Raw genomic sequence first — 23,607 nt, 5'->3', positions numbered from 1 at the left:
AGGGCATCGTGGTTGGGGGGCAGTATCACGGCGAAGGGATGCTGGGCGGTTGCCGGAATCGTTTTGTTTTTTGCCTGATTTGATGAGGATCGCTCGTTTGTCGAGTGGCTTGTTAGACGCGCTGCTAAGCTTTTTTCATCTAGGTCAATGGTGGGCGACCAATTTAATGGGGATTTAAATGACGCTTAAGGCTGGCGCGGGTATCGACAGACTTTCCGATTTGATTGCGGAAATTGCCCAATTTGATGGGGACTACGACACTGCGATTCCGACGTTGAAGATGCGCCGCTGCAGTTCCACTACTGAGCCTATGCCCTGTATCTACGGTCTGGGCCTGGCGCTGATCGTGCAGGGCGGCAAGCGGTTGATGTTGGGCGACGAGATATTCGACTACGGCCCAGGGCAAACGCTGATCACCACTGTGGACATGCCCGTGGTCGCCTATGTCACTCGCGCCAGTTCGGCAGAGCCTTTCCTCGGCATGTGGTTGCAACTGGATGCACGAATGATTGCCCAGGTGGCAGCGGAAATGGAGTTTGCGACGCCTATTCAGGCTTCAGCAGGGCGCGGAATATCCCTGGCAGCGCTGGATACTGGGCTGCAGGAGGCGTTGACCAGGCTGATCCGGCTACTGGCCGAGCCGGCGCTGATTTCCTCCATCGCACCGCTGATCCAGCAGGAGATCGTGGTTCGCTTGCTCAGTGGTGGGCATGGCCCCAGCCTGCGCCGTCTGATTGCGGTGGGCTCGCCGAGCCAGCAAGTGGCCAAGGTCGTTGCCTGGCTCAAGCAGCATTACACCGAGAGCGTACCGATGGATGACTTGGCGGCTAGAGCACACATGAGCCCGTCGACATTTCGTCAGCATTTTCGTGCTGTGGTCGGCATGAGCCCCCTGCAGTATCTGAAAAACCTGCGCCTGCTCGATGCCCGGCAACTGATGCTCAATGAACACCTGGATGCCGGGAGCGCAGCTACCCGTGTCGGCTATGAGAGCGCCTCCCAGTTCAGCCGCGAGTACAGCCGTTTATTCGGCTACCCGCCGAACCGCGATATAAAACGGGTGCGAGGGCTGAGAGAGAGCCATGCCTACTGAGAATAGTGCGTGGTTGATCGCACTGCGGGGTTCTCATACTGGCCTCCTTTGCCTGAGCCTCGATGTTCGCCCTTTGCGATACCCTGCAACGCCGCTTCGCCGCGCTGAAAAGCCATGCCGATTTCTGGTCGCTGCGCCATGTGCAGGAAAGCCGGGAGTCCTACTGGGTTAGGCGGCATGTGGCGCAGGTACTGTCCTTGGTCGACGATGCCGGCGCCATGTTGATTGCGCGCTATGCAGGCGTCGAAGCCTATGCGGCCAACAGCGATCTCAGCCTTGCCGGGTTGCAGGCCGCGTTGGAGCGGGCCGAGCAGTTGGCAGTACGGCTCACCATTGCTCAACGTGACCTTCGACCCGAAGGTTACGGGCGAGCGGGCCAGCTATCGCCAGGTGCTTTGAAAGCGGCGGACAAGTTTCGCGTTTTCCGCCCTCGTGTCTTGCAGCGTATATCAGACCATCCTGTGGCTAGCCGCAACGGTCAACCCAATGGCTCGCCTTTTTCAACCAGTGCGGCCCACGCCACTACGCTGGGGCGCTTTTGCATCCGGGCGTACCACTCGCGAAGCGCTTCGCATTCCTCGGGAACCGATAGCTCCACGAGCGTCGAGAAGATCATGCCGCCAATCACGGCGATATCTGCCATGGAAAACGACGATCCAGCTACGAATGGTTGGCTCTTCAATACATCATTGAGGTAGCGCATGCCTCGTACGGCCTTGTCGCGCATGCGCAGGCCCCATTCCTCATTCTGATAGAGCTCGACGTGTGGGCCCAGGCCCGGGGTGGCATGGTGAAAGTACAGGCTCACGGCATCGAGAAACTCGATTTCGGCGCGCTTGGTCATCATGTGGATCAGACCTTTCTCAACGGCGGTTTTGCCGGTAAGCGTGGGTGAGCCATCCAGATCGTCCAGATACTGGGTGATAGCCGTGCATTCCGCGATGCGGGTGCCGTCCTCCAGCTCCAGAACCGGAAGCGTGCCCGAGTAGTTTATTTCGAGAAACTCAGGCGTCTTGTGCTCACCTTTCCAGAGGTTGATCGATACGAAATCAACCTTTTGGAAAAGGTCTTTCTCTGCGAGCGCTATGCGAACTCGCGCCGGGTAAGGGCCGTTGTACCAGTCGTAGATTTTCATCGGCGAATGGCGGGTGTCGGTGTGGAGGTGTGAAGTGTTCATGTGAATACCTATCTATCAGTTGGTAGGTATAGGTATAGGCTCATTTCTCCTGCTGTCAATGCCTATCTATCAGTTGGCAGGTTAGTGAGTTGCGGTTAGCATCCAAGTCATCTTCTAACCGGAAAGGTGGCGGTGTGAGTACAAATGCAAAAGAAGCCATCCTGGCGGCTGCCAAGCAGGCGGCGCAGTCCCATGGCTACGGCGGGCTGAATTTCCGCGACCTGGCGGCTGCAGTGGGCATCAAGAGCGCGAGTATCTACTACCACTTTCCCAGCAAGGCCGATCTCGGTTCTGCGGTAGCCAGGCGCTACTGGGAAGACACTGCAGCCGAACTGCAGGCGATGCAGGCAGGGGCTGACAGCCCGCTTGAATGCCTGCAGCGGTATCCCTCGATTTTTCGACGGTCGCTCGAGAGCGACAACAGGTTGTGCCTTTGCAGTTTCATGGCCGCGGAGTACGAAGACCTTCCCTCGCAAGTGAAGAGCGAGGTGCAGGCGTTCGCCACCGTGAACGTGGCCTGGCTTTCCAAGGTTTTGCTTGCGGCCGGGCTCGGCGATCCGGCAGCGTGCGAGGAGCGAGCAAACGCGATTTTTGCTGCCGTTGCCGGTGCCCAGCTCATGGCCCGCAGCCGCGCCGATATCGCGTTGTTCGACTCGCTTCTGGATGGCTACCGGAAGGCTGGGCTCCTGCCTGCCTGAGTTTCAGGCTTTGTGGCTGACACACAATAGCCTCCGTCACGTGCAGCCTTGCAGGGTTGTTAGACTGTCCTCCTTACCGCCATTCAAAGGGGATTCCATGTTCGCCCTCAGCGAAACCCTCCAACGCCGCTTCGCTACCCTGCACTCCACCGCCGACTTCTGGTCACTGCGCCATGTGCGGGAGACCACCGAGCGCTATTGGGTGCGCCGCGATGTGGCGCGGGCGCCGTCGTTTTCCGACGATGCGGGCGCCATGCTCAGCGTGCGCGTCGCTGGCGTGGAGGCCTACGCGGCTACCAGCGATCTCAGCCAGGCCGGGTTGCAGGCGGCGCTCGACAAGGCTGAGCGGCTGGCGCGGCAGTTGGCGGGGCGCAATCTGCTCGATCTGCATGAGCTGCCGGTGCCCCATGGGCAGGCCGATGACGTGATGCCCGGTTACCAGCGCACTCTCGCCAGCCCGGCACATTGGTACGAGCTACTGGCGGCCGAGTCGGCGCGGGTGCCGCGGGACGAACGGCTGGTGGACTGGTATGCCGGCCTGAGCTTTACCGCCACCGAGCAGATCTACCTCAACAGCGTCGGCGCCCGTTTGCGCCGCGCTCAGCACTATGTATTTCCGCAGCTAGGCGTTACCGCCAGTGATGGCGCCGACAGCCAGAGCCGCAGCTTCGGCGGTACTCATCTGGCGCGCCAGGGCGGTGCCGAGGTGATCGATGAGCTGGGCGTAGTCGGCACTGCCGGTCGTATCGCCGACGAGGCGCTGCAGCTGTTGCTGGCGCCGAATACGCCGAGTGGCCACCGCGACCTGCTGCTGATGCCGGACCAGATGATCCTGCAGATCCACGAGTCCATCGGCCATCCGCTGGAGCTGGATCGTATCCTCGGTGACGAGCGCAATTTCGCCGGCACCAGCTTTATTCGCCAGGAAGATTTCGGCCGCTATCAGTACGGCTCGCCGTTGCTTAATGTCACCTTCGACCCGACGGTCGCGGGCGAGCTGGCCAGCTATCGCCATGACGACGACGGCACCCCGGCGCAGCGCGACTACCTGATCCGCGAGGGCATCCTGCAGCGGCCGCTCGGTGGCGCGCTGTCGCAGTGGCGCAGCGGGCTGGCCGGCGTGGCCAACAGCCGTGCCTGCAGCTGGAACCGGCCGACGCTGGACCGCATGGCCAACCTCAACGTCGAGCCCGGCGCGCAGCGGCTGGAGCAGCTCATCGGTGGTATCGAGCGCGGCATTCTGATGAGCAACAACCGCTCCTGGTCGATCGACGACGCGCGCAACAAATTCCAGTTCGGTTGCGAGTGGGGCCGGCTGATCGAGAACGGCGAACTCAAGGGCGTGGTGAAGAACCCCAACTACCGCGGCATCTCCGCGCGCTTCTGGCGCAACCTCAAGGCGGTCGGCGACGCCAGTACCTTCGAGGTGCTGGGCACGCCGTATTGCGGCAAGGGCGAGCCGAACCAGGTGATCCGCGTCGGGCACGCCACGCCAGCGTGCGTGTTCGCCGATATCGATGTATTTGGGGGGGTCGCCTGATGAACGCACGTCGGCATTTCGAGGATTTGCTCGCCTACCTCACTACCCAACTGCAGGCCGGTGAAGGTTTCACCCTGGAGTACCAGGCCGAGGCCTCGGACTTCATCCGCTTCAACCACGCCCGCGTGCGCCAGGCCGGCCAGGTGCAGCAGGTGTACGCCACCCTGGCGCTGTATCAGGGCGAACGGCATGGCGACTTCGAACTGGCCCTGAGCGGGGTGATCGACGATGACCGGCCGCGTCTCGACCAGGCGTTGCAGCGCCTGCGCGCGGTATTGCCGACGCTCGCCGACGACCCCTACCTGCGCCTGAACCGCGAGGCCTGGCGCAGCGAGACTGCGGCGGGTGAGGCGGCTCAGTACAGCGAGGCGGCCATCGCGCAAATCGTCGAGGCCTCGGCCGGGCTGGATCTGGTCGGCTTCTACGCCGCCGGGCCGCAGTACCAGGGTTTCGCCAGTTCCTGGGGCGCCTTTGGCTGGCACGCGGCGAGCAGCTTCAACTTCGAATTTAGCCTGTTCCACCAGAACGGCCAGGCAGTGAAAAGTATCTACGCCGGCGAGCAGTGGGATGCTCAGGCTTTTGCCCGCAAGTTGACATTCGCCCGCGAGCAACTCGAGTACCTGGGCAAGCCTGCCCATGAGCTGAAGCCGGGCGCTTATCGCGCTTACCTGACGCCAGCGGCGCTGGAGGAACTGTTCGGGCTGTTCGCCTGGGGCTTTTCCGCCGAGGCGCTGGCCACCGGTGGCAGCCCGCTGCAGCGGCTGTTCGCCGGCAGCGCCAGCCTGAGCGACAAGCTGACGCTCGACGAGCGTATCGAAGGTGGCCTGGCGCCGGCCTTCACCCGCGAGGGGCCGCGCCAGCCGCTGCGTTTGGTGAGCGCAGGGCGGCCGGGCGAACGCCTGGTCAGCTCACGCAGCGCCGCCGAACACGGGCTGATCGCCAACGGCGCGGGCAGTGGCGAGTACCCATTCGCGCTACACCTGCACGGCGGCGAGCTGGAGGAGGGCGAGATCCTGCAACGCCTCGGCACCGGGCTGTATATCGGCAACCTCTGGTACAGCAACTTCTCCGACCTGCCGGCCGGGCGCCTCACCGGGATGACCCGCTTCGCCACTTTCTGGGTCGAAAACGGCCGCATCCAGGCGCCGGTAGATACCATGCGTTTCGACGATTCGCTGTTCGATTTCCTCGGCCCGAATCTGGAAGCGTTGACCCGTGAGCCGGAGCTTCTGTTGCCGAACGGCACCTATGGCGCCCGGCAGACCGGCTCGATGGCGTTGCCGGGGGCATTGCTGTCGCGCTTTACCTTGACGCTGTAGGTCGGCGGTGCCCGTTCCTGGGTATCGCTGCGCTCAACCGCAGGCTACGCGGTCACAACGCTCTGGTAGCCCGGCGTTGAGCGCAGCGATACCCGGGGAGCGGTAGAGAGTCTGCCAAACATGCAAGCTGACCCGACACGCTTATTTGGTCGCCCTGAGCACCACGAACTTCGGCGTGGCCGCCACCTGGTCGACGCCGCGGAACAGGCGCGCCAGCTTGGTGTGGTAACCCAGGTGGCGGTTGCCGACGATCCACAGCTCGCCGCCGGTGACCAGGGCGTTACGCGCCTGCTGGAACATCCGCCAGGCGAGGAAGTCGCCGACCACCTGTTGCTGGTGAAAGGGCGGGTTGCACAGCACCAGGTCGAGCGAGTCGGCCGGCTGTTCGGCCAGGCCGTCACCGGCGCGCACGGTTACCGGGCGGTCGCCTAGCGCGGCCCGCCAGTTCTCAGTGGCGGATTGCACGGCCATGTAGGACTCGTCCACCAGGGTCAGCTCGGCACCAGGGCTGTTCAGTGCGTAGGCGATGCCCAGCACTCCGTTGCCGCAGCCCAGGTCGGCGACCCGCCGGTTGTCCAGATGCTTTGGCAGGTGAGGCAGAAACGCTCGGGTGCCGATGTCCAGGCCTTCGCGGCAGAACAGGTTGGCGTGGTTGCTCAGTTCCAGCGCCGGCTTGTCGAGGCGGTAGCGGGTCGGGTAGGGCGAGGTCGGTGCGGCTTTGGCTTCTGGCGTGGCATGCAGCAGGCGGGCTTTTTTCACCGCCAGCGAGGCCTGTACCGGGCCGATGTATTTCTCCAGCAGGTCGCCCGCCGCACGCGGCAGGTGCTTGATCATGCCGCCGGCAATCACCTGGGCGCCCGGCGCCAGCTGGCCGTGCAGGCGGATTAGCTGTTCTTCCAGCAGCGCCAGGGTTTTCGGTACGCGGATCAGCACCCGATCGAAGGGCCCGCGTACCGGCTCGCTGGCCGGCACGAAGGTCACGGCATCTTCGGCCAGGCCGTTGCGCGCCAGGTTCAGGCGCAGCGCCAGGTGGCCGAGGTGCGAGTCACCGCTGCTGGTGACCTGGGCGCGCCCAGCCAGCGCGCAGGCCAATGCGCCGAAGCTGTCGTTGAGCACCAGCACGCGGGTGGTGGCAGGTAGCGCCTGAGCCTGCTCGAGCAGGTAGGCGTCGGCGGCGTCGAACGCCTGCAGCGGCATGCCGGGCTGCTCGGGCTGACGCTGCAGTTCCAGGGTGGCGAACGGGGTGACGAAGGACGACGACATGCTGATCTCGTGATGGTGTGGCGGCGCGCATTCTGCCATGGCGCGGCTATTGAATCTTCAAGCTGTGCAGCAGTTGGCGTAATTGCGGCTTGTTCGGCGGCGGGGGATCGACAAGAATCGCGCACCTGCCAAAACGCGCCGGTTAGCCCGAGCCGTTGCCGCAGCCCCTCCAATAATAGTCGGACACCCGCGCCACGCGTCGGGCGCAGCCGACAGCGCTTCACCGATACCTCGCTTGAGGTCACTCGATAACTCTATTTCCTTCAGGTGCCTGCCTCGCGCATGCGCCTTCGCCTGCCATTGCCAAGGTGTTGCATGTCCAAGTCCGTATTGTCCATTGCCCTGTCAGCGCTGCTGCTGATCTGCACGTCGGCCACCGCCGCCGAGCCCATCGTCATCAAGTTTTCCCATGTGGTCGCCGAAGACACCCCCAAGGGCCGAGGCGCGCTGCTGTTCAAACAATTGGTGGAAGAGCGCCTGGGCGACAAGGTGAAGGTCGAGGTGTACCCGAACTCCACGCTGTTCGGTGACGACGACGAGCTGCAGGCCCTGCGCGATGGCAAGGTGCAGCTGCTGGCACCGTCGCTGTCGAAGTTCGATGCCTACACCAAGCAACTGCAGGTGTTCGACCTGCCATTCCTGTTCGATGACCTGGAGGCGGTGAAGCGCTTCCAGAAACGCGAGAAGAGCCGCGAGCTGCTGCGCTCCATGGCGAGCCACGACATCTACGGCCTGGCGTACTGGAACAACGGCATGAAGCAGCTCTCCGCCAACCGGGCGCTGAAGCTGCCGGCCGATGCCAAGGGCCTGGCGTTCCGCATTCAGCCATCGCCAGTTCTGGAGGCGCAGTTCGCGCAGATCGGCGCGACCACCAGCAAGCTGGCTTTCAGCGAAACCCTGGCGGCGCTGCAGAAGGGCACCGTGCAGGGTGCGGAAAACCCCTGGTCGAACCTGGCCAGCCAGAAGCTCGACAGCGTGCAGCCGTTCATCACCGAAACCAACCACGGCTCGCTCAACTACATGCTGATCAGCAATTCCAAGTTCTGGGTCAGCATTCCCTATCAGCTGCGTACGCAGCTTGAAGCGATCATCGAGGAAGTGAGTTTCAAGGTTAACCAGGATGCCGAGGAGCTGAACCGCAAGAGCCGCGAGCAGATCGTTGCCGCCGGTCGCGCGCAGATCCTCACCCTGACGCCCGAGCAGCGCGAGGCCTGGCGTGAAGCGATGCGCCCGGTGTGGCAGCGGTTCGAGGCGGAGATCGGGGCTGATGTGCTGCGTGCGGCGCAGACCGTCAATCGGCGCTGAGCACCTCTGTCGGCTCGGCACGCAGTTCGTAGGGTGGACGACGCTTCACCTACGCGGCCCGACCCGTCCACCGCTGCAATCGTAATGGTGGATGAAAAAAGCGTCATCCACCCTACAACTACGAAGCGCGCAGCTCCTCCAGCAGCAAACGGGCGGGTGATGAAAGCGGCGCGCCGCGCCGGCTGATCACCCCGTAGGGCTCGCTGCGCAACACCTGATCCAGCTCCAGGCACGCCAGCGTGCCGAACCGCGCCGCCGACTGGGCGGTTTCTCGCGGCATCAGCGCCACCAGATGCGGGTCTTCCTGCAGCAGCATCAGGGTGGCGAAGGTCGAGGCGGTTTCCAGCGGGTAACGTGGAAACTCCAGCGCGGCGTCGCTGAACGCCCGCTCCAGCACCAGGCGCATCGGCATGTTCGCCGGGAACACCACCCAGCGGTAGGCGGCCAACTGCGCCAGGCTCAGGCCCGGCGTGGAAGCCAGCGGGTGCGCGGTGTTGGCCACCACCTTCAGCTGTTCGTCATGCAGGCTCAGGCAGTCGTAGTCATCTGGCCGGCGGCTGACGCTGGTGCGGCAGATTGCCAGGTCCAGGCGGCCCTGATCGATAAGGCTGAGCAGCCGCGCGCTGGTGTCTTCGACGATTTCCACCGACAGCTCCGGCTGGCGCGCCCGCAAGCGCGACAGTGCGCGTGTCAGGTGAGGCACCGCGCCCATGATCACCCCCACCACCAAACGCCCGCCCTGGCCCTGCAGGATGCCCAGCATCTCCTCGCGCAGGTGCGCCAGGTCACTGTGGATCAGCCGCGCGTAGCGAATCGCGCAGCGCCCCAGGTCATTGGCCTCCAACCCCTGGCTGGTACGCGTGAACAGACGCGTGCCGAATGCCGATTCGATTTCGTTGAGCGCTTTCGTCGCCCCCGGCTGGCTGATCGCCACGGCTTCGGCGGCCTTGTGCAGCGAGCCCTGCTCGTCGAGGGCGATCAGCAGGCGCAGCTGTTTGAGGCGCAGTCGGGAAACCAGGGCGGGCAGGGAAGCGAGCATGGTGATAACCATCGGTTATTGCTTGATCAGAGCCTGTCATTAGGCAGGCTGGCGCGCAGTTCGTAAAGTCTGCCCTATACCCGTTCGGGCCAACCGCCAAACAAGAGAGATAAGCCATGCGACTGATCCAGTTCGAATCCACCGAGGGCCATCGCCAGGTTGGCGTTGTCGGCGGCGACACCGTCCGCACCGTGCGCGGCGTTGCCAGCACCCGTGAGCTGGCGCTCGCGGCGATCCGCGCCGGGCGCAGCCTGCAGGGCGAAGTCGATAGCCGCGGCAGCGACACCGGCCCGGCGTATGCCGAGCTGCAGCAGAGCGGACGTATCCTGCCGCCGCTGGATCATGAAGACCCGGCGCATTGCCTGATCACCGGCACCGGCCTGACCCACCTGGGCAGCGCTGCGACCCGCGACAAGATGCACCAGCAGAAGGCCGCTCAAGACGAGACCGCGCTGACCGACACCATGCGCATGTTCCGCTGGGGCCTGGAAGGCGGCAAGCCCGGTGCAGGCAAGGTCGGCGCGCAGCCGGAGTGGTTCTACAAGGGCGACGGCGGCATCGTCGTGCGCCCCGGCGCCGACCTGCCGGTACCGGTGTTCGCCGAAGACGGTGGCGAGGAGCCCGAGTTGGTCGGGCTGTATGTGATCGGTGACGACGGCAAGCCATATCGCCTCGGTTATGCGCTGGGTAACGAGTTCTCCGACCACGTGCTGGAGCGCCGCAGCTACCTGTACCTGGCGCATTCCAAGTTGCGCTTCTGCGCCTACGGTCCGGAGTTGCGCGTTGGTGAGCTGCCGGCGCACCTGTCCGGCACCAGCCGCATTCACCGCGATGGCGCCGTGCTGTGGGAGAAGGAGTTTCTCAGCGGTGAGGAAAACATGTGCCACAGCCTGGAGAACCTGGAGTTCCACCACTTCAAGTACCAGCAGTTCCTGCGCCCGGGTGATGTGCATGTGCATTACTTCGGAACCGCTACGCTGTCTTATGCCGACGGTATCAAGGCCCAGCCTGGCGATACCTTCGAGATCGAAATGAACGAGTTTGGCGCACCCTTGCGCAACGGGCTGGTAGCGGCCGACGAGCCGCTCGAGCCAGGCGGTGTTACCGCCCTCTAAACAGCATTCACCGGGGCCTTCAGGCCCCGCTTGGTTTTTGCACAGGAGGAATATTCATGTCCGTTAACGGCCATAACATCATCGGCGGCGCCTACAGCGCCCGTGGTTCGGTGAACCTGCAGAGCGTCGATGCCACGACCGGGGAAGCGCTGCCTTACGCATTCGTCGAAGCCACCCCCGATGAAGTCGACGCTGCTGCCGAAGCGGCCGCGGCGGCCTACCCGATTTACCGCAGCCTGCCGGCCACCAAGCGCGCCGATTTCCTCGACGCCATCGCCGACGAGCTGGACGCCCTGGGCGACGAATTCGTCGCTACCGTGTGCCGCGAAACCGCGCTACCTGCCGGCCGTATTCAGGGCGAGCGTGGCCGTACCAGTGGCCAGATGCGCCTGTTCGCCACCGTGCTGCGCCGTGGCGATTTCTTCGGCGCGCGCATCGACCGTGCGCTGCCGGATCGCCAGCCGCTGCCGCGCCCGGACATTCGCCAGTACCGCATCGGCCTCGGCCCGGTGGCGGTGTTCGGCGCCAGCAACTTCCCGCTGGCGTTCTCCACCGCGGGCGGCGACACCGCCTCCGCCCTGGCTGCCGGCTGCCCGGTGGTGTTCAAGGCGCACCCCGGCCATATGGCCACCACCGCGCTGGTTGGTGCGGCGCTGCTGCGCGCGGCCGAGAAAACCGCCATGCCGAAGGGCGTTTTCAACATGATCTACGGTGGTAGCGTTGGTGCTGCGCTGGTCAAGCACCCGGTCATTCAGGCCGTCGGCTTCACCGGTTCGCTGCGTGGCGGTCGCGCGCTGTGCGACATGGCTGCGGCGCGCCCGCAGCCGATCCCGGTGTTCGCCGAGATGAGCAGCATCAATCCGGTGATCCTGCTGCCCGAAGCCCTGAAAGCACGTGGCGAGAAAATCGCCGGCGAGCTGGCGGCTTCGGTGGTGCTCGGCGCTGGGCAGTTCTGTACCAATCCTGGCCTGGTGCTGGGTATCCGTTCGCCGGAGTTCACGGCGTTTCTGGAGCGCCTCACCGCTCACATGGCTGAACAACCGGCCCAGACCCTGCTCAACGCAGCTGGCCTGGAAAGCTACGGCAAAGGCGTGGCTGCACTTGCCGCGTACGCTGGCATCACCCATTTGAGTGGTGCCACACAGGAAGGCAGCCAGGCTCGACCGCAGTTGTTCAAGGCCGATGTCAGCTTGTTGCTGAACGGTGACGAGCGGCTGCAGGAAGAGGTTTTCGGCCCGACCACTCTTGTAGTCGAAGTGGCCGACAAGGCCGAATTGCTGGCTGCCATCAAGGGTCTGCATGGCCAGCTGACCGCCACGCTGATCACCGAGCCGGGCGACCTGGCAGGCAGCGAAGAACTGTTCGCACTGCTTGAACAGAAAGTCGGCCGCGTGCTGTTCAACGGCTACCCGACTGGTGTGGAAGTTTGCGATTCGATGGTGCACGGCGGCCCGTACCCGGCGACTTCCGATGCCCGTGGCACCTCGGTGGGCACCCTCGCCATCGACCGCTTCCTGCGGCCGGTGTGCTACCAGAACTGCCCGGACGCCCTGCTGCCCGACGCGCTGAAGAACGCCAATCCGCTGGGTATCGCCCGCCTGGTTGACGGCGCCAGTAGCCGCGACGCGCTGTAAGAAACGGCTCAGCGCTACGGCGCCCGCCCGCTTTGGGGTGGAAGAAAAGCCGACCTCAGGGTCGGCTTTTTCGTGTGTGCGGTTTGATACATGGGTAGCGCAACGCCCTTCCCGGGTATCGCTTCGCTCAACCCAGGCTACGGGTCTCTAGGAGCCGCACCCCGCGGTGAATGGTGGCCGTGATGCGGTGGTGCGGTATGGCCACCATCGCATCGCGCCGAGGTCGACGCTCCTACGCGATGGGCAGCGGCACGCCCAGGTTTCATCCTGCCACCACGAACCTGTAGGAGCCGCGACCCCGCGGCGAATGGTGGCCGTGATGCGGTGGTGCGGGATGGCCGCCGCCATCGCATCGCGCCGGGGTCGACGCTCCTACGCGATGGGCAATGGCACGCCTGGGTTTCATCCTGCGACCACGAACCTGTAGGAGCCGCGACCCCGCGGCGAATGGTGGCCGTGATGCGGTGGTGCGGGATGGCCGCCGCCATCGCATCGCGCCGGGGTCGACGCTCCTACGCGATGGGCAATGGCACACCTGGGTTTCATCCTGCGACCACGGACCTGAGGAGCCGCGACCCCGCGGCGAATGGTGGCCGTGATGCGGTGGTGCGGTATGGCCACCATCGCATCGCGCCCGGGTCGACGCTCCTACGCGGCGGGTGGCGGCACGCCTGGGTTTCATCCTGCGACCACGAACCTGTAGGAGCCGCGACCCCGCGGCGAATGGTGGCCGTGACGCGGTGGTGCGGTATGGCCGCCGCCATCGCATCGCGCCGGGGTCGACGCTCCTACGCGATGGGCAATGGCACGCCCAGGTTTCATCCTGCGACCACGAACCTGTAGGAGCCGCGACCCCGCGGCGAATGGTGGCCGTGATGCGGTGGTGCGGGATGGCCGCCGCCATCGCATCGCGCCGGGGTCGACGCTCCTACGCGGCGGGTGGCGGCACGCCTGGGTTTCATCCTGCGACCACGAACCTGTAGGAGCCGCGACCCCGCGGCGAATGGTGGCCGTGATGCGGTGGTGCGGGATGGCCGCCATCCCATCGCGCCGAGGTCGACGCTCCTACGCGATGGGCAGCGGCACGCCCAGGTTTCATCCTGCGACCACGAACCTGTAGGAGCCGCGACCCCGCGGTGAATGGTGGCCGTGATGCGGTGGTGCGGTATGGCCACCATCGCATCGCGCCGAGGTCGACGCTCCTACGCGATGGGCAGCGGCACGCCCAGGTTTCATCCTGCCACCACGAACCTGTAGGAGCCGCGACCCCGCGGCGAATGGTGGCCGTGATGCGGTGGTGCGGGATGGCCGCCGCCATCGCATCGCGCCGGGGTCGACGCTCCTACGCGATGGGCAATGGCACGCCTGGGTTTCATCCTGCGACCACGAACCTGTAGGAGCCGCGACCCCGCGGTGAATGGTGGCCGTGATGCGGTGGTGCGGTATGGCCACCATCGCATCGCGCCGAGGTCGACGCTCCTACGCGACGGGTGGCGGCACGCCTGGGTTTCATCCTGCGACCACGAACCTGTAGGAGCCGCGACCCCGCGGTGAATGGTGGCCGTGATGCGGTGGTGCGGTATGGCCGCCATCGCATCGCGCCGAGGTCGACGCTCCTACGCGACGGGTGGCGGGCACGCCTGGGTTTCATCCTGCGACCACGAACCTGTAGGAGCCGCGACCCCGCGGCGAATGGTGGCCGTGATGCGGTGGTGCGGTATGGCCACCATCGCATCGCGCCCGGGTCGACGCTCCTACGCGGCGGGTGGCGGCATGCCCAGGTTTCATCTTGCGACCGCTTGGCGCTCTTGTCCCTGATCTTTGCCGGTGTTTACCGGCTTGGCTTTGCGCGACACTAGGCGCATGAGTCCTGATGGAGCCCGCGATGAGCAGTGACGACAAATTCACCCGCCAGACCTTGCTCGAGGTGCACACGCTCACCCCGAGCCTGTTCACCCTGCGTACTACCCGTGACGCGGGATTCCGGTTTCGCGCCGGGCAGTTCGTGCGCCTGGGGGTGGAGAAGGCTGATGGTTCGGTGGTCTGGCGGGCCTATTCGCTGGTGTCGGCGCCCCATGACGAGCACCTGGAGTTCTTTTCCATCGTGGTGCCGGGCGGCGAGTTCACCAGCGAGCTGAGCCGCCTGCGCGCCGGTGATACGCTGCTGGTGGAAAAGATGGCCACCGGGTACCTGACCCTCGATCGCTTTGTCGATGGCCGGGACCTCTGGCTGCTCGGCAGCGGCACGGGCATCGCGCCGTTCTTGTCGATGCTGCAGGACTTCGAGGTGTGGGAGCGTTTCGAGCGCATCGTGCTGGTGTACAGCGCGAGGTCGCTAGACGAACTGGCCTACCAGCCGATGATCCACGGTTTCGCCGAGCTGGAGCACCTGGCCGAGTACACCCACAAACTTACCTACCTGCCGGTGGTGACCCGCGAACAGGCGCCGGGCTGCCTTAACGCGCGCATCACCGAGCTGCTCGACAATGGCGAGCTGGAGCGCGCCGCCGGTCTGGAGCTGACCCCTGAACGTTCGCGGCTGATGATCTGCGGCAACCCGCAGATGATCGACGATATCCGCCAGCGCCTGAAGGCCCGTGGCCTGAACTTGAGCCTTACGCGGCGTCCCGGGCAGGTGGCCGTGGAGAACTATTGGTAAAGAACCGTTACAAACTGAGCGCTTTCAGTGTGACTCGCGCTCCAGTAGATTGCCGGGTCTGTTTCCCATTTTCCGGTCTTCATGGACAGCGACAGTAGACGATCGCCCTCGCCACTATGGACGAGGGCGTCACTTCCCAGAGGCAGCACCGCCCGGTGCACGCCTTCCGCGCAGCAGAGCGTTGCGCTTTCTTCCCGTCAGTCGAGCCTTCGCGCGCATGCCCTGCGCCTGCGTGCCGTATTCGGCTGCCTTCGTTTTCCCCTAGAGAGAGCTACACACTAAATGGAATGGATCGCCGATCCGACGGCCTGGCTGGGCCTGTTGACCCTGATCGTCCTGGAAATCGTCCTGGGCATCGACAACCTGGTGTTTATTGCCATCCTCGCCGACAAGCTGCCGCCCGAGCAGCGAGACCGCGCGCGGGTCATCGGCCTGAGCCTGGCGCTGATCATGCGCCTGGGCCTGCTGGCCAGCATGGCTTGGCTTGTCACGCTCACCGACCCATTGATCGAGGTGTTCGGCAAGACCTTCTCGGGTCGTGACCTGATCATGCTGTTCGGTGGTGTGTTCCTGCTGTTCAAAGCCACAATGGAGCTGCACGAGCGCCTCGAAGGGCGTGTGCACCAGCCCGGTGGCGCGCGCACCTATGCCAAGTTCTGGCCGGTGGTGGCACAGATCATCGTGCTCGATGCGGTGTTCTCCCTGGACGCGGTCATTACCGCCGTGGGCATGGTCGAGCATCTGCAGGTGATGATGATCGCAGTGATCATCTCCATCGGCCTGATGATCGTTGCCAGCAAGCCGCTGACCGCCTTCGTCAACGCGCGGCCGACGGTGATCATGCTGTGCCTGGGCTTCCTGATGATGATCGGCTTCAGCCTGACCGCCGAAGGCCTGGGCTTCCACATCCCGAAAGGCTACCTGTATGCGGCCATCGGTTTTTCGATCCTCATCGAGTTGTTCAACCAGGTCGCCCGTTCGCGCCGCAAGCGCAGCCTGCAGGGCCAGCGTGGCCTGCGTGACCGTACCGCCCACGCCGTGATGCGCATGCTCGGCGGCAAGGTGCAGGCCGACGAAGTAGGCGATGACATCGCCGACATGCTCGAGGGCGAGCAGGGCGTGGCCGCGCTGTTCGACCGCCGCGAGCGGGTGATGATCAGCGGCGTACTGAACATGGCAGAGATGTCGATCCAGAAGGTCATGACCGACCGTATGGAAGTCGACCGCATCGACCTCGACGACGACCCGGAGAAGATCCAGCAGGCCCTGCTCGACTCGCCGCATTCGCGCCTGGTGGTGACCCGCAGCGACTCCCGTGAGGAACCCCTGGGCTATATCCACAAAAAGGAGCTGTTCAAGGAACTGCTCAAGGGCCAGCAGCCGGATATCGAAAGCCTGGTACGTGCGCCGATCAACCTGCCGGACAGCTCCAGTGTGCTCAGCGCCCTGGAGCAGATGCGCCAGGGCTCCACGCATGTGGCATTCGTGGTCAACGAGTTCGGCGGTTTCGAGGGCTTGCTGACCCTGACCGACATTCTCGAAGCGATTGCCGGCGAACTGCCGGATGCCAGTGAAGTGGATGGGCCGGACGTCGAGGAAGTGGACGGTGGTTTTCGCGTCAACGGTGCGGTCAACCTGGCGGTACTGCGCGAGCGCCTGGATTTCGCCGCGCGCCCGACCGATGACTACCAGACCCTTGCCGGCCTGGCCATGAGCCTGCTCGACCGCCTGCCGCTGATCGGCGACAAGGTCGAGTACCTGGGCTGGGAGCTGACGGTCATCGAGGTCAAGGAGCGCCGGGTCACCCGTGTGCTGCTCAAGCCCGGGGTCGGCGAACCAGCACGCTGACGGCCTGCTAGCCAAAAAAAACGGCGCCCATTGGGCGCCGTTTGCTTGTGCGGTAGCGGTCAGTCCTTGTGCTGCTGGGTTTTCAGCAGGTCACGAATTTCCGTCAACAGCACTTCCTGGGTGCTTGGCGCCGGCGGCACCGAGGGCGCCACGGCTTCTTCACGCTTGAGACGGTTGATGGCCTTGACGCCCATGAAGATGGCGAAGGCAACGATGACGAAGTCGAGCACCGTCTGGATGAAGCGACCGTAGGCCAGGACCACGGCGGGCAGCTCGCCTTCGGCGGCTTTCAGCGTGATGGCCAGGTCGGAGAAATCCACCCCGCCGATCAACAGGCCCAGCGGCGGCATGATCACATCGCCAACGAAGGACGAGACGATCTTGCCGAAGGCGGCGCCGATGATGATGCCGACCGCCATGTCGACGACATTGCCCTTGACGGCGAACGCCTTGAATTCGTTGATGATGCTCATGTGCAACTCCCCTGGTCTGATTTCGTGCGGTGAAGTGTAAATCACCGCTGCCGGTCTGCCATGCACCGCGGCATGGCCTGCGTTAGCTTTGTGACCCCGCGATGGGCAGATTATCCGAATTTATTACCATTTGTGGCCCCGGGCGCTCAGCCAGCGAGCTTCGATGCGGTGATTGGCGGCTCGTCGACAGGCGCTTGCGTGGCACCCAGGCGTCGTTGACGAAGATCAACACCCGCGCACTTTTGCCTGGTTACAGTGCGCTCATTCATCCGACGGGAGCCTGGCCATGCACATCGATTCCTCCGCCCAGTCCGACAGCGCCTCCCTGCTGCGTGGCAACCCTGCCTACGCGGCACTGGTCGAGCAGCACGACGATGTCGACCGGCGCATCGCGCGTATCGAGAGCGGCCTGGAACGGCCCGAGGGGCTCAGCCTGGCTGCCCTGAAGCTGCGCCGCTCCGGTTTGCGCGAGGACCTGGCACGCCAACGCCGCAAGGCACGGGGTGAGTGCTGCAATTGCGGCAACAACTGCGGCGGCTGATGCTGCTCGTCGGGCGGTTCGTGCGGGTGGTGATGGGCTAAGGTCAATGCATCATCACCCAACAGAGAGGAGCGCCCCATGACTGCCGAGCACAATCTGCGCGAGGAATTTCGTGAGTATGGCGATGCCCTGAGCGAGCGTCGCAAGAGCCACCCGGGTTTCGATGGCCTGGTGGGCCGTTATCAGGACCTGGACAAACGCATCGTCGAACTGGAATCGGGCAATCAGCCCTTCGATGACGAAACCCTGGGCCGCCTGCGCCGCGAGCGGGTGTTGCTCAAGGACAAGATCGTCCAGGAGCTGACTGACGGCTGAGCTTAGGCCGAGGTTGAGCGCGGCGATGCTCTGAGTATTTACCGACGGATTCCCGGGTATCGCTTCGCTCAACCGCAGGCTACGAGCTGGTTTTCTGTAGCCTGGGTTAGCCGCAGGCGTAACCCGGGTTGGACATTTCTACTGAGTCTTTACCGACGGATTCCCGGGTATCGCTTCGCTCAACCGCAGGCTACGAGCTGGTTTCTGTAGCCTGGGTTAGCCGCAGGCGTAACCCGGGTTGGACATTTCTACTGAGTCTTTACCGACGGATTCCCGGGTATCGCTTCGCTCAACCGCAGGCTACGAGCTGGTTTTCTGTAGCCTGGGTTAGCCGCAGGCGTAACCCGGGTTGGACATTTCTACTGAGTCTTTACCGACGGATTCCCGGGTATCGCTTCGCTCAACCGCAGGCTACGAGCTGGTTTCTGTAGCCTGGGTTAGCCGCAGGCGTAACCCGGGTTGGACATTTCTACTGAGTCTTTACCGACGGATTCCCGGGTATCGCTTCGCTCAACCGCAGGCTACGAGCTGGTTTCTGTAGCCTGGGTTAGCCGCAGGCGTAACCCGGGTTGGACATTTCTACTGAGTCTTTACCGACGGATTCCCGGGTATCGCTTCGCTCAACCGCAGGCTACGACTTGGTTTCTGTAGCCTGGGTTAGCCGCAGGCGTAACCCGGGGATTCGTCAGGCCTGCACCACAAAACGCCGCAGCCCCGGTGCTTCAGGCTCTTCATCCAGCTCGCGCATCTCGTATGGCAGCTCACTCAGCACCTGTAGGCAGAACCGACTGCCCAATTCATCTTGCTCGTAACAGCACAGCAGCCAGCGACGTCCATCGCTGACGGTCTGCTGCAGCAGCGCGCGGCCGATGCCCAGGCGGCGGTATTTCTTGAGCAGGAACAGGTCGGCGAATTCCATGTCGGCGATGCCCGGGGCCTCGCAGGCTTCCAATAGAAGGAATCCGGCGATGGAGTCGTCGACCAGAATCAGCTGCGCGCTCCAGCCGTCGTCCTGCCAGTAGCGTTGCAGGTGCGCTTCGTGCACGTAGAAGCGGCCGTCGACCTCGACGTCTTCCTGCTCCCAGTCCGACGACTCGTAGGCGTAGAACTGGTAGAGGTTGCGGATCAGCGGCAACTGCTCGGCGGTGGTGGGGACAAGCCTGATCGACATGCTGGGTACCTGTAGATGAGCGGCGCATTATCGGCAAGCGCGCCGGCGGCTGATAGCCCAGGTAGCGAAAGTCTGTAAATTTATCCAGTTGTTCGGTATCGTTTCGGCCTCGATTCATCAGGCAGGACGACTCCCATGGCCAAGGCCAAACGCTTGTACGGCTGCACCGAGTGCGGCGCGACCTTTCCCAAGTGGGCCGGGCAATGCGGCGAGTGCGGCGCCTGGAACACGCTGACCGAAACCATGATCGAGGCCGGCGGCGCCGCAGCGCCCAGTGGCCGAACGGGCTGGGCCGGGCAACAGGCGCAGTTGAAGACCCTGGCCGAAGTCAGTGTCGAAGAGATGCCGCGCTTTTCCACCGCCTCGGCCGAGCTCGACCGGGTGCTGGGCGGCGGCCTGGTGGATGGCTCGGTGGTGCTGATCGGCGGCGACCCGGGTATCGGCAAGTCGACCATCTTGCTGCAAACCCTGTGCAATATCGCCCAGCGTCATCCGGCGCTCTACGTCACCGGCGAGGAATCCCAGCAGCAGGTGGCGATGCGCGCACGGCGCCTGGGCCTACCGGAAGACAAGCTCAAGGTGATGACCGAGACCTGCATCGAAAGCATCATCGCCACGGCCCGCCAGGAAAAGCCCAAGGTGATGGTGATCGACTCGATCCAGACCATCTTTACCGAGCAGTTGCAGTCGGCGCCCGGCGGCGTCGCCCAGGTTCGCGAGAGTGCGGCGCTGCTGGTGCGCTTTGCCAAGCAGAGCGGCACGGCGATTTTTCTGGTCGGCCATGTCACCAAGGAAGGCGCGCTGGCCGGGCCGCGTGTGCTGGAACACATGGTCGACACCGTGCTGTATTTCGAGGGTGACCCCGATGGCCGCCTGCGCCTGTTACGCGCGGTGAAGAACCGCTTCGGGGCGATCAACGAGCTGGGTGTGTTCGGCATGACCGACAAGGGCCTCAAGGAGGTCAGCAACCCGTCGGCGATTTTCCTCACCCGGGCCCAGGAAGAGGTGCCGGGCAGCATCGTCATGGCGACCTGGGAAGGCACCCGGCCGATGCTGGTGGAGGTGCAGGCGCTGGTCGATACCAGCCACATGGCCAACCCGCGCCGGGTGACGCTGGGCCTGGACCAGAACCGCCTGGCCATGCTGCTGGCGGTGCTGCACCGCCATGGCGGTATTCCCACCTACGACCAGGACGTTTTTCTCAACGTGGTCGGCGGGGTGAAGGTATTGGAGACGGCCTCCGACCTGGCGCTGATGGCCGCGGTGATGTCCAGCCTGCGCAACCGACCATTGCCCCATGACCTGCTGGTGTTCGGCGAGGTCGGCCTGTCCGGTGAAATCCGCCCGGTGCCCAGCGGTCAGGAGCGTCTCAAGGAGGCGGCCAAGCATGGCTTCAAACGGGCCATCGTGCCCAAAGGCAACGCGCCGAAAGAGCCGCCTGCCGGCCTGCAGGTGGTTGCCGTAACGCGCCTGGAACAGGCGCTGGATGCATTGTTCGAGTGACTGCGGCGTTCTGCCGCCGAGGGTACATGGCGGTTATTGACCGGCGTCAATGGCAGGGCAGGGCGGCAGTTGCAGGATGAAGGCGTACCCACGGAGGAGTTGCCATCATGCTGCTGTTCTACGACATCATCGCCAGGGCTTGTTCATCGCAAGTGGACCGCCTGGGCCTCAGCCGCAAGCACCAGGCAGTCATCGATCTGCCGGCCCGGCACGTGCAGAACCGACGCGCTCGCCGCCGCGAGGCCGATGCGGCCTGCTGCGAATTCACCATTCATTGAGCGGCCGACTTGGCGGTGGCATCTTCAACGGCCGCACCCGAAAAGCCCCGCTCGGCCGTTGCCGGTTTGCGCGTGTCAGCTGTCTTCTTCACAGAGCGCCGCCAGTTCGCGGTCCAGCAGTTCTTCGTCGCCCAGGTTGAGTTCGACCAGGCGGCGCAGGTGGCTCATGGAGTCCAGGTCTATGTGGTGGCAGAGAAAGCCCAGCACGCGTTCTTCGCGGTGCACCAGCTCGACTTGCATCGCGACGTGCAGTTTGTCATCGAGGGTGACGCGTACCAGGTAATCCTGGCCGGCATCACCGTCCCAGTTCCAGGGGCGACGTACCAGCACGCCCTTGAACGAGATATCGTGCAGCTCCACTTGCCAGGTCCGGTCGCCCTGGACGATTTCAGCGGGGGCATCGAAAGCGATGCGCTGGAAACGTCGGCGTTCGTGGGTGTCGCTCATGGGGGTGTCCTCTGGGTATTTCATCCACTATAGCCAAGCCGGCGCATCGCCGCCGGGGCTGGATGAGGTTGTCTGCCGGTCGACTGACAGGCGTGCATGGCTTATCTGATCGCGGCCAGCGACAAACATTCCTGACCGGTCGCTAGGTTTCTGGTGACCAGCCGTATTCCATGGCGTGCTTGACCAGATCGGCCGGCTTTTCGATATCCAGTTTGCGGCGAATGTTCAACCGGTAGGTCTCCACGGTGCGCACGCTGATCGCGAGTTCTCGGGCCATGGCCTTGTTGTTCAGCCCCTGGGCCATCATCAGCAGCACCTGGCGTTCGCGCGGCGTGAGTTCGCCTTCCTCGGTTTCTTCCTGGGACAACTTGCGCGCCACGTCGCCGCTGTAAAAGCGTCCGCCGACGGCGAGCACATCGATCGCCGAGATGATTTCCTGGGACGGCGCCTCCTTCAGTACGTAGCCGGAGGCGCCCATGCGCAGTGAGCTGCTGACGTATTCCTGATTGTCGTACATGCTCAGGATCAGCACCTTGATGGCCGGGTGGCGCTTCTTGATGATGCCGGTCAGTTCCAGGCCGTTGATGTCCTTGAGGCCGATATCCATCAGCAGGATGTCCGGCTGCTCCCGCGCTACCAGCGCCAGGGCTTCGCTGCCGCTGCCGGCCTCGCCGACGATGTCGAAATGCTCGACCATCGACAGCAGCGTGCGGATGCCGTCACGTACCAGTACATGGTCGTCGACGAGTGCGATGCGGATCCTCTTCATAGCGGCTGATCCTCTTGTACGGGGCTGGCGCTGGCCAGTGGCAGGGTGACGTCGAGCCGGGTGCCGGACGAGGTCGAGGTCACGTTGAAGTCGCCGCCGAAGTGTTCGACCCGCTCGCGGATATTGCGCAGGCCGATGCCGCCACTGTGTTGTTCGGCCATCCGTGGGCTGAAGCCGCCGCCATCGTCGGCGATGCGCAGGTTCACCCGCCGGTTGCCGCCCGTCAGGCTGATCGCCACGCGGCTGGCATGAGCGTGGCGTTCGATGTTGGTCAGTGCTTCCTGGAGGATGCGGAACAGGGCCACGTTCATGTCATCGCTCAGCCGGGTATCACCCAGGCTGTTGTGGTAGTCAACGCTGAGGCCACTGCGTTGCTCGAATTCGCTGGCCAGTTGGCCGATCGCCGAGGCCAGGCCAAGGGTGTCGAGCAGGGAGGGGTGCAGGTCGTGGGAAATGCGCCGTACTTCGCCAATCGCCCCGGCCAGGCGCTCGATGCCCTGGCGCAGGGTGCCGGCTGCACTTGCCTTGCCGGCTTCCAGTTCGTGGGCGGCGAGCTCGAACTGGAACTTGATCGACACCAGCAACTGGCTGATGCCGTCGTGCAGCTCACGGGACAGGCGCGAGCGCTCTTCTTCCTGGGAGGTGATGATGCGCTGTGTCAGTTGCTGCAGCTTGCGGTCGGCGAGGCGGTGTTCGCTGACGTTGAGGGTCAGGCCGCTGGCGAACACCAGCAGCACGGCGATCAGGGCGACCACTGCGATGGCCAGCATGGTGGTGCGGATACCGCTGCCAACGTCATGGCGTACCTGGGCGATGGCGTTGTCGACGTCCTCCAGATAGATCCCGGTGCCGAGCATCCAGCCCCAGCGATCGAGCATGGTCACGTAGGCGAGCTTGTCGGCCATCTGGCCAGTGGACGGTTTCTGCCAGCCATAGCGCTGGAAACCATCGCCGCGGGTAGCGCTGCGAATCAGCGCCTGGATCACCAGCAGGCCGTGTGAGTCGGTCATGTGCCACAGGTCCTTGCCCACCAGGGTGCCCTGGCGTGGGTGCATCAGGTTTTTGCCGTTGCGGTCATAGACGAAGAAGTAACCGTCGCTGCCAAAGTTGATCCGCGCCAGCAGGGCGAGGACCTGACGCTTGGTTTCGTCATCGTCCTGGCCGCTCTCGTACAGCGGCTCGATGGTGCTCAGGGCCATCTCCACGTAGTGCTTGAGTTCGGCCTGCTTGCTGCTGAGGATGCTGTGCTCGATGAGCTGGGCCTGCTGGTTGCCCAGCCGCTGATTCTGGATCAGCACCAGCAGGCACACCACTGCCACGGCCAGCAGCATGGGCAGCAGGCTGAGGGCGACGATCTTGTGTTTGAGCTGCATCGATTCACTCCGGCCGGGCGATACCGGCGGGCTGGGGCAGGGCGCCC

At 64.2% G+C, this 23,607-nt stretch carries 21 protein-coding genes and 1 pseudogene; 14 read left to right on the top strand and 8 right to left on the bottom strand.

Annotated elements, in window-relative coordinates:
• Positions 1-178: 178 nt before the first annotated feature.
• Positions 179-1,093, top strand: a complete 915-nt coding sequence (locus ACZ0AV_RS11220) for an AraC family transcriptional regulator (protein WP_499151085.1) — start codon at positions 179-181, stop codon at positions 1,091-1,093.
• A 62-nt stretch (positions 1,094-1,155) separates the two neighbouring features.
• Positions 1,156-1,413 (top strand): annotated as a pseudogene (locus tag ACZ0AV_RS11215) (TldD/PmbA family protein); the annotation flags it as partial.
• Between the two features lie 158 nt (positions 1,414-1,571).
• On the opposite strand, the gene ACZ0AV_RS11210 reads toward ACZ0AV_RS11215, so the two are convergent.
• Positions 1,572-2,228 (bottom strand): glutathione S-transferase, encoded by a 657-nt coding sequence (locus ACZ0AV_RS11210; RefSeq protein ID WP_499153346.1) that lies wholly within the window; start codon positions 2,226-2,228, stop codon positions 1,572-1,574.
• Positions 2,229-2,404: 176 nt separating this feature from the next.
• Here ACZ0AV_RS11210 and ACZ0AV_RS11205 point away from each other — a divergent pair, with 176 nt between their 5' ends.
• The 3 genes from ACZ0AV_RS11205 (at position 2,405) to ACZ0AV_RS11195 (ending at position 5,827) form a co-directional block, all read left to right on the top strand.
• Positions 2,405-2,968, top strand: a complete 564-nt coding sequence (locus tag ACZ0AV_RS11205; RefSeq protein ID WP_499153345.1) for a TetR/AcrR family transcriptional regulator — start codon at positions 2,405-2,407, stop codon at positions 2,966-2,968.
• A gap of 97 nt (positions 2,969-3,065) precedes the next feature.
• Complete coding sequence (locus ACZ0AV_RS11200) at positions 3,066-4,508, top strand: TldD/PmbA family protein (protein ID WP_499151084.1); 1,443 nt, start codon at positions 3,066-3,068, stop codon at positions 4,506-4,508.
• Positions 4,508-5,827 (top strand): TldD/PmbA family protein, encoded by a 1,320-nt coding sequence (locus ACZ0AV_RS11195; protein WP_499151083.1) that lies wholly within the window; start codon positions 4,508-4,510, stop codon positions 5,825-5,827. Before ACZ0AV_RS11200 ends, ACZ0AV_RS11195 begins: the two co-directional genes overlap by 1 nt.
• Before the next feature lie 141 nt (positions 5,828-5,968).
• Here ACZ0AV_RS11195 and ACZ0AV_RS11190 read toward each other — a convergent pair whose 3' ends face one another.
• On the bottom strand, positions 5,969-7,090 hold the full coding sequence (locus ACZ0AV_RS11190; protein ID WP_499151082.1) for a methyltransferase: 1,122 nt from the start codon (positions 7,088-7,090) through the stop codon (positions 5,969-5,971).
• Between the two features lie 315 nt (positions 7,091-7,405).
• Here ACZ0AV_RS11190 and ACZ0AV_RS11185 point away from each other — a divergent pair, with 315 nt between their 5' ends.
• Positions 7,406-8,395: a TRAP transporter substrate-binding protein gene (locus ACZ0AV_RS11185; RefSeq protein ID WP_499151081.1), complete on the top strand. Its 990-nt coding sequence runs from the start codon at positions 7,406-7,408 to the stop codon at positions 8,393-8,395.
• 118 nt (positions 8,396-8,513) lie between these two features.
• Here the strand turns inward: ACZ0AV_RS11185 and ACZ0AV_RS11180 are convergent, their stop codons facing one another.
• Positions 8,514-9,434: a LysR family transcriptional regulator gene (locus ACZ0AV_RS11180; RefSeq protein WP_499151080.1), complete on the bottom strand. Its 921-nt coding sequence runs from the start codon at positions 9,432-9,434 to the stop codon at positions 8,514-8,516.
• Between the two features lie 116 nt (positions 9,435-9,550).
• Between ACZ0AV_RS11180 and araD1 the strand changes: the two genes are divergently transcribed.
• The 4 genes from araD1 to ACZ0AV_RS11160 all read left to right on the top strand — a co-directional run bounded on the left by araD1 (position 9,551) and on the right by ACZ0AV_RS11160 (position 16,690).
• A complete protein-coding gene (gene araD1, locus ACZ0AV_RS11175) occupies positions 9,551-10,549 on the top strand; it encodes an AraD1 family protein (RefSeq protein ID WP_499151079.1) in 999 nt (332 codons plus the stop codon).
• A 56-nt stretch (positions 10,550-10,605) separates the two neighbouring features.
• Entirely contained in the window at positions 10,606-12,183 is a 1,578-nt protein-coding gene (locus tag ACZ0AV_RS11170; RefSeq protein WP_499151078.1) for an aldehyde dehydrogenase (NADP(+)), read from the top strand.
• A gap of 1,885 nt (positions 12,184-14,068) precedes the next feature.
• Entirely contained in the window at positions 14,069-14,842 is a 774-nt protein-coding gene (locus tag ACZ0AV_RS11165; RefSeq protein ID WP_499151077.1) for a ferredoxin--NADP reductase, read from the top strand.
• A 282-nt stretch (positions 14,843-15,124) separates the two neighbouring features.
• Positions 15,125-16,690: a TerC family protein gene (locus ACZ0AV_RS11160; protein WP_499151076.1), complete on the top strand. Its 1,566-nt coding sequence runs from the start codon at positions 15,125-15,127 to the stop codon at positions 16,688-16,690.
• A gap of 59 nt (positions 16,691-16,749) precedes the next feature.
• Here ACZ0AV_RS11160 and mscL read toward each other — a convergent pair whose 3' ends face one another.
• Positions 16,750-17,163 carry a large-conductance mechanosensitive channel protein MscL gene (gene mscL, locus ACZ0AV_RS11155; protein ID WP_499151075.1) on the bottom strand — a complete coding sequence of 138 codons (414 nt, stop codon included), beginning with the start codon at positions 17,161-17,163 and terminating at the stop codon, positions 16,750-16,752.
• A gap of 286 nt (positions 17,164-17,449) precedes the next feature.
• Here mscL and ACZ0AV_RS11150 point away from each other — a divergent pair, with 286 nt between their 5' ends.
• Complete coding sequence (locus ACZ0AV_RS11150) at positions 17,450-17,704, top strand: DUF465 domain-containing protein (protein ID WP_499151074.1); 255 nt, start codon at positions 17,450-17,452, stop codon at positions 17,702-17,704.
• A 78-nt stretch (positions 17,705-17,782) separates the two neighbouring features.
• A complete protein-coding gene (locus tag ACZ0AV_RS11145; RefSeq protein WP_499151073.1) occupies positions 17,783-18,019 on the top strand; it encodes an HP1242/YdcH family protein in 237 nt (78 codons plus the stop codon).
• Positions 18,020-18,704: 685 nt separating this feature from the next.
• Here the strand turns inward: ACZ0AV_RS11145 and ACZ0AV_RS11140 are convergent.
• Positions 18,705-19,190 (bottom strand): GNAT family N-acetyltransferase, encoded by a 486-nt coding sequence (locus ACZ0AV_RS11140; protein ID WP_499151072.1) that lies wholly within the window; start codon positions 19,188-19,190, stop codon positions 18,705-18,707.
• Between the two features lie 135 nt (positions 19,191-19,325).
• Here ACZ0AV_RS11140 and radA point away from each other — a divergent pair, with 135 nt between their 5' ends.
• Positions 19,326-20,693: a DNA repair protein RadA gene (gene radA / locus ACZ0AV_RS11135; protein WP_499151071.1), complete on the top strand. Its 1,368-nt coding sequence runs from the start codon at positions 19,326-19,328 to the stop codon at positions 20,691-20,693.
• A 107-nt stretch (positions 20,694-20,800) separates the two neighbouring features.
• Entirely contained in the window at positions 20,801-20,971 is a 171-nt protein-coding gene (locus tag ACZ0AV_RS11130; RefSeq protein WP_499151070.1) for a hypothetical protein, read from the top strand.
• 75 nt (positions 20,972-21,046) lie between these two features.
• Here the strand turns inward: ACZ0AV_RS11130 and ACZ0AV_RS11125 are convergent, their stop codons facing one another.
• The 3 genes from ACZ0AV_RS11125 to ACZ0AV_RS11115 form a co-directional block, all read right to left on the bottom strand.
• A complete protein-coding gene (locus ACZ0AV_RS11125; RefSeq protein WP_499151069.1) occupies positions 21,047-21,418 on the bottom strand; it encodes a PilZ domain-containing protein in 372 nt (123 codons plus the stop codon).
• A gap of 142 nt (positions 21,419-21,560) precedes the next feature.
• The gene (locus tag ACZ0AV_RS11120; protein WP_499151068.1) at positions 21,561-22,187 is read right to left on the bottom strand and encodes a response regulator; all 627 of its coding nucleotides are present in this window, start codon (positions 22,185-22,187) and stop codon (positions 21,561-21,563) included.
• Positions 22,184-23,560: a cache domain-containing protein gene (locus ACZ0AV_RS11115; protein WP_499151067.1), complete on the bottom strand. Its 1,377-nt coding sequence runs from the start codon at positions 23,558-23,560 to the stop codon at positions 22,184-22,186. Before ACZ0AV_RS11115 ends, ACZ0AV_RS11120 begins: the two co-directional genes overlap by 4 nt.
• Positions 23,561-23,607 lie beyond the last annotated feature (47 nt).

The organism is Pseudomonas sp. AC532 (genome assembly GCF_979258965.1).
This window is presented reverse-complemented; position numbering and strand designations above follow the sequence as displayed.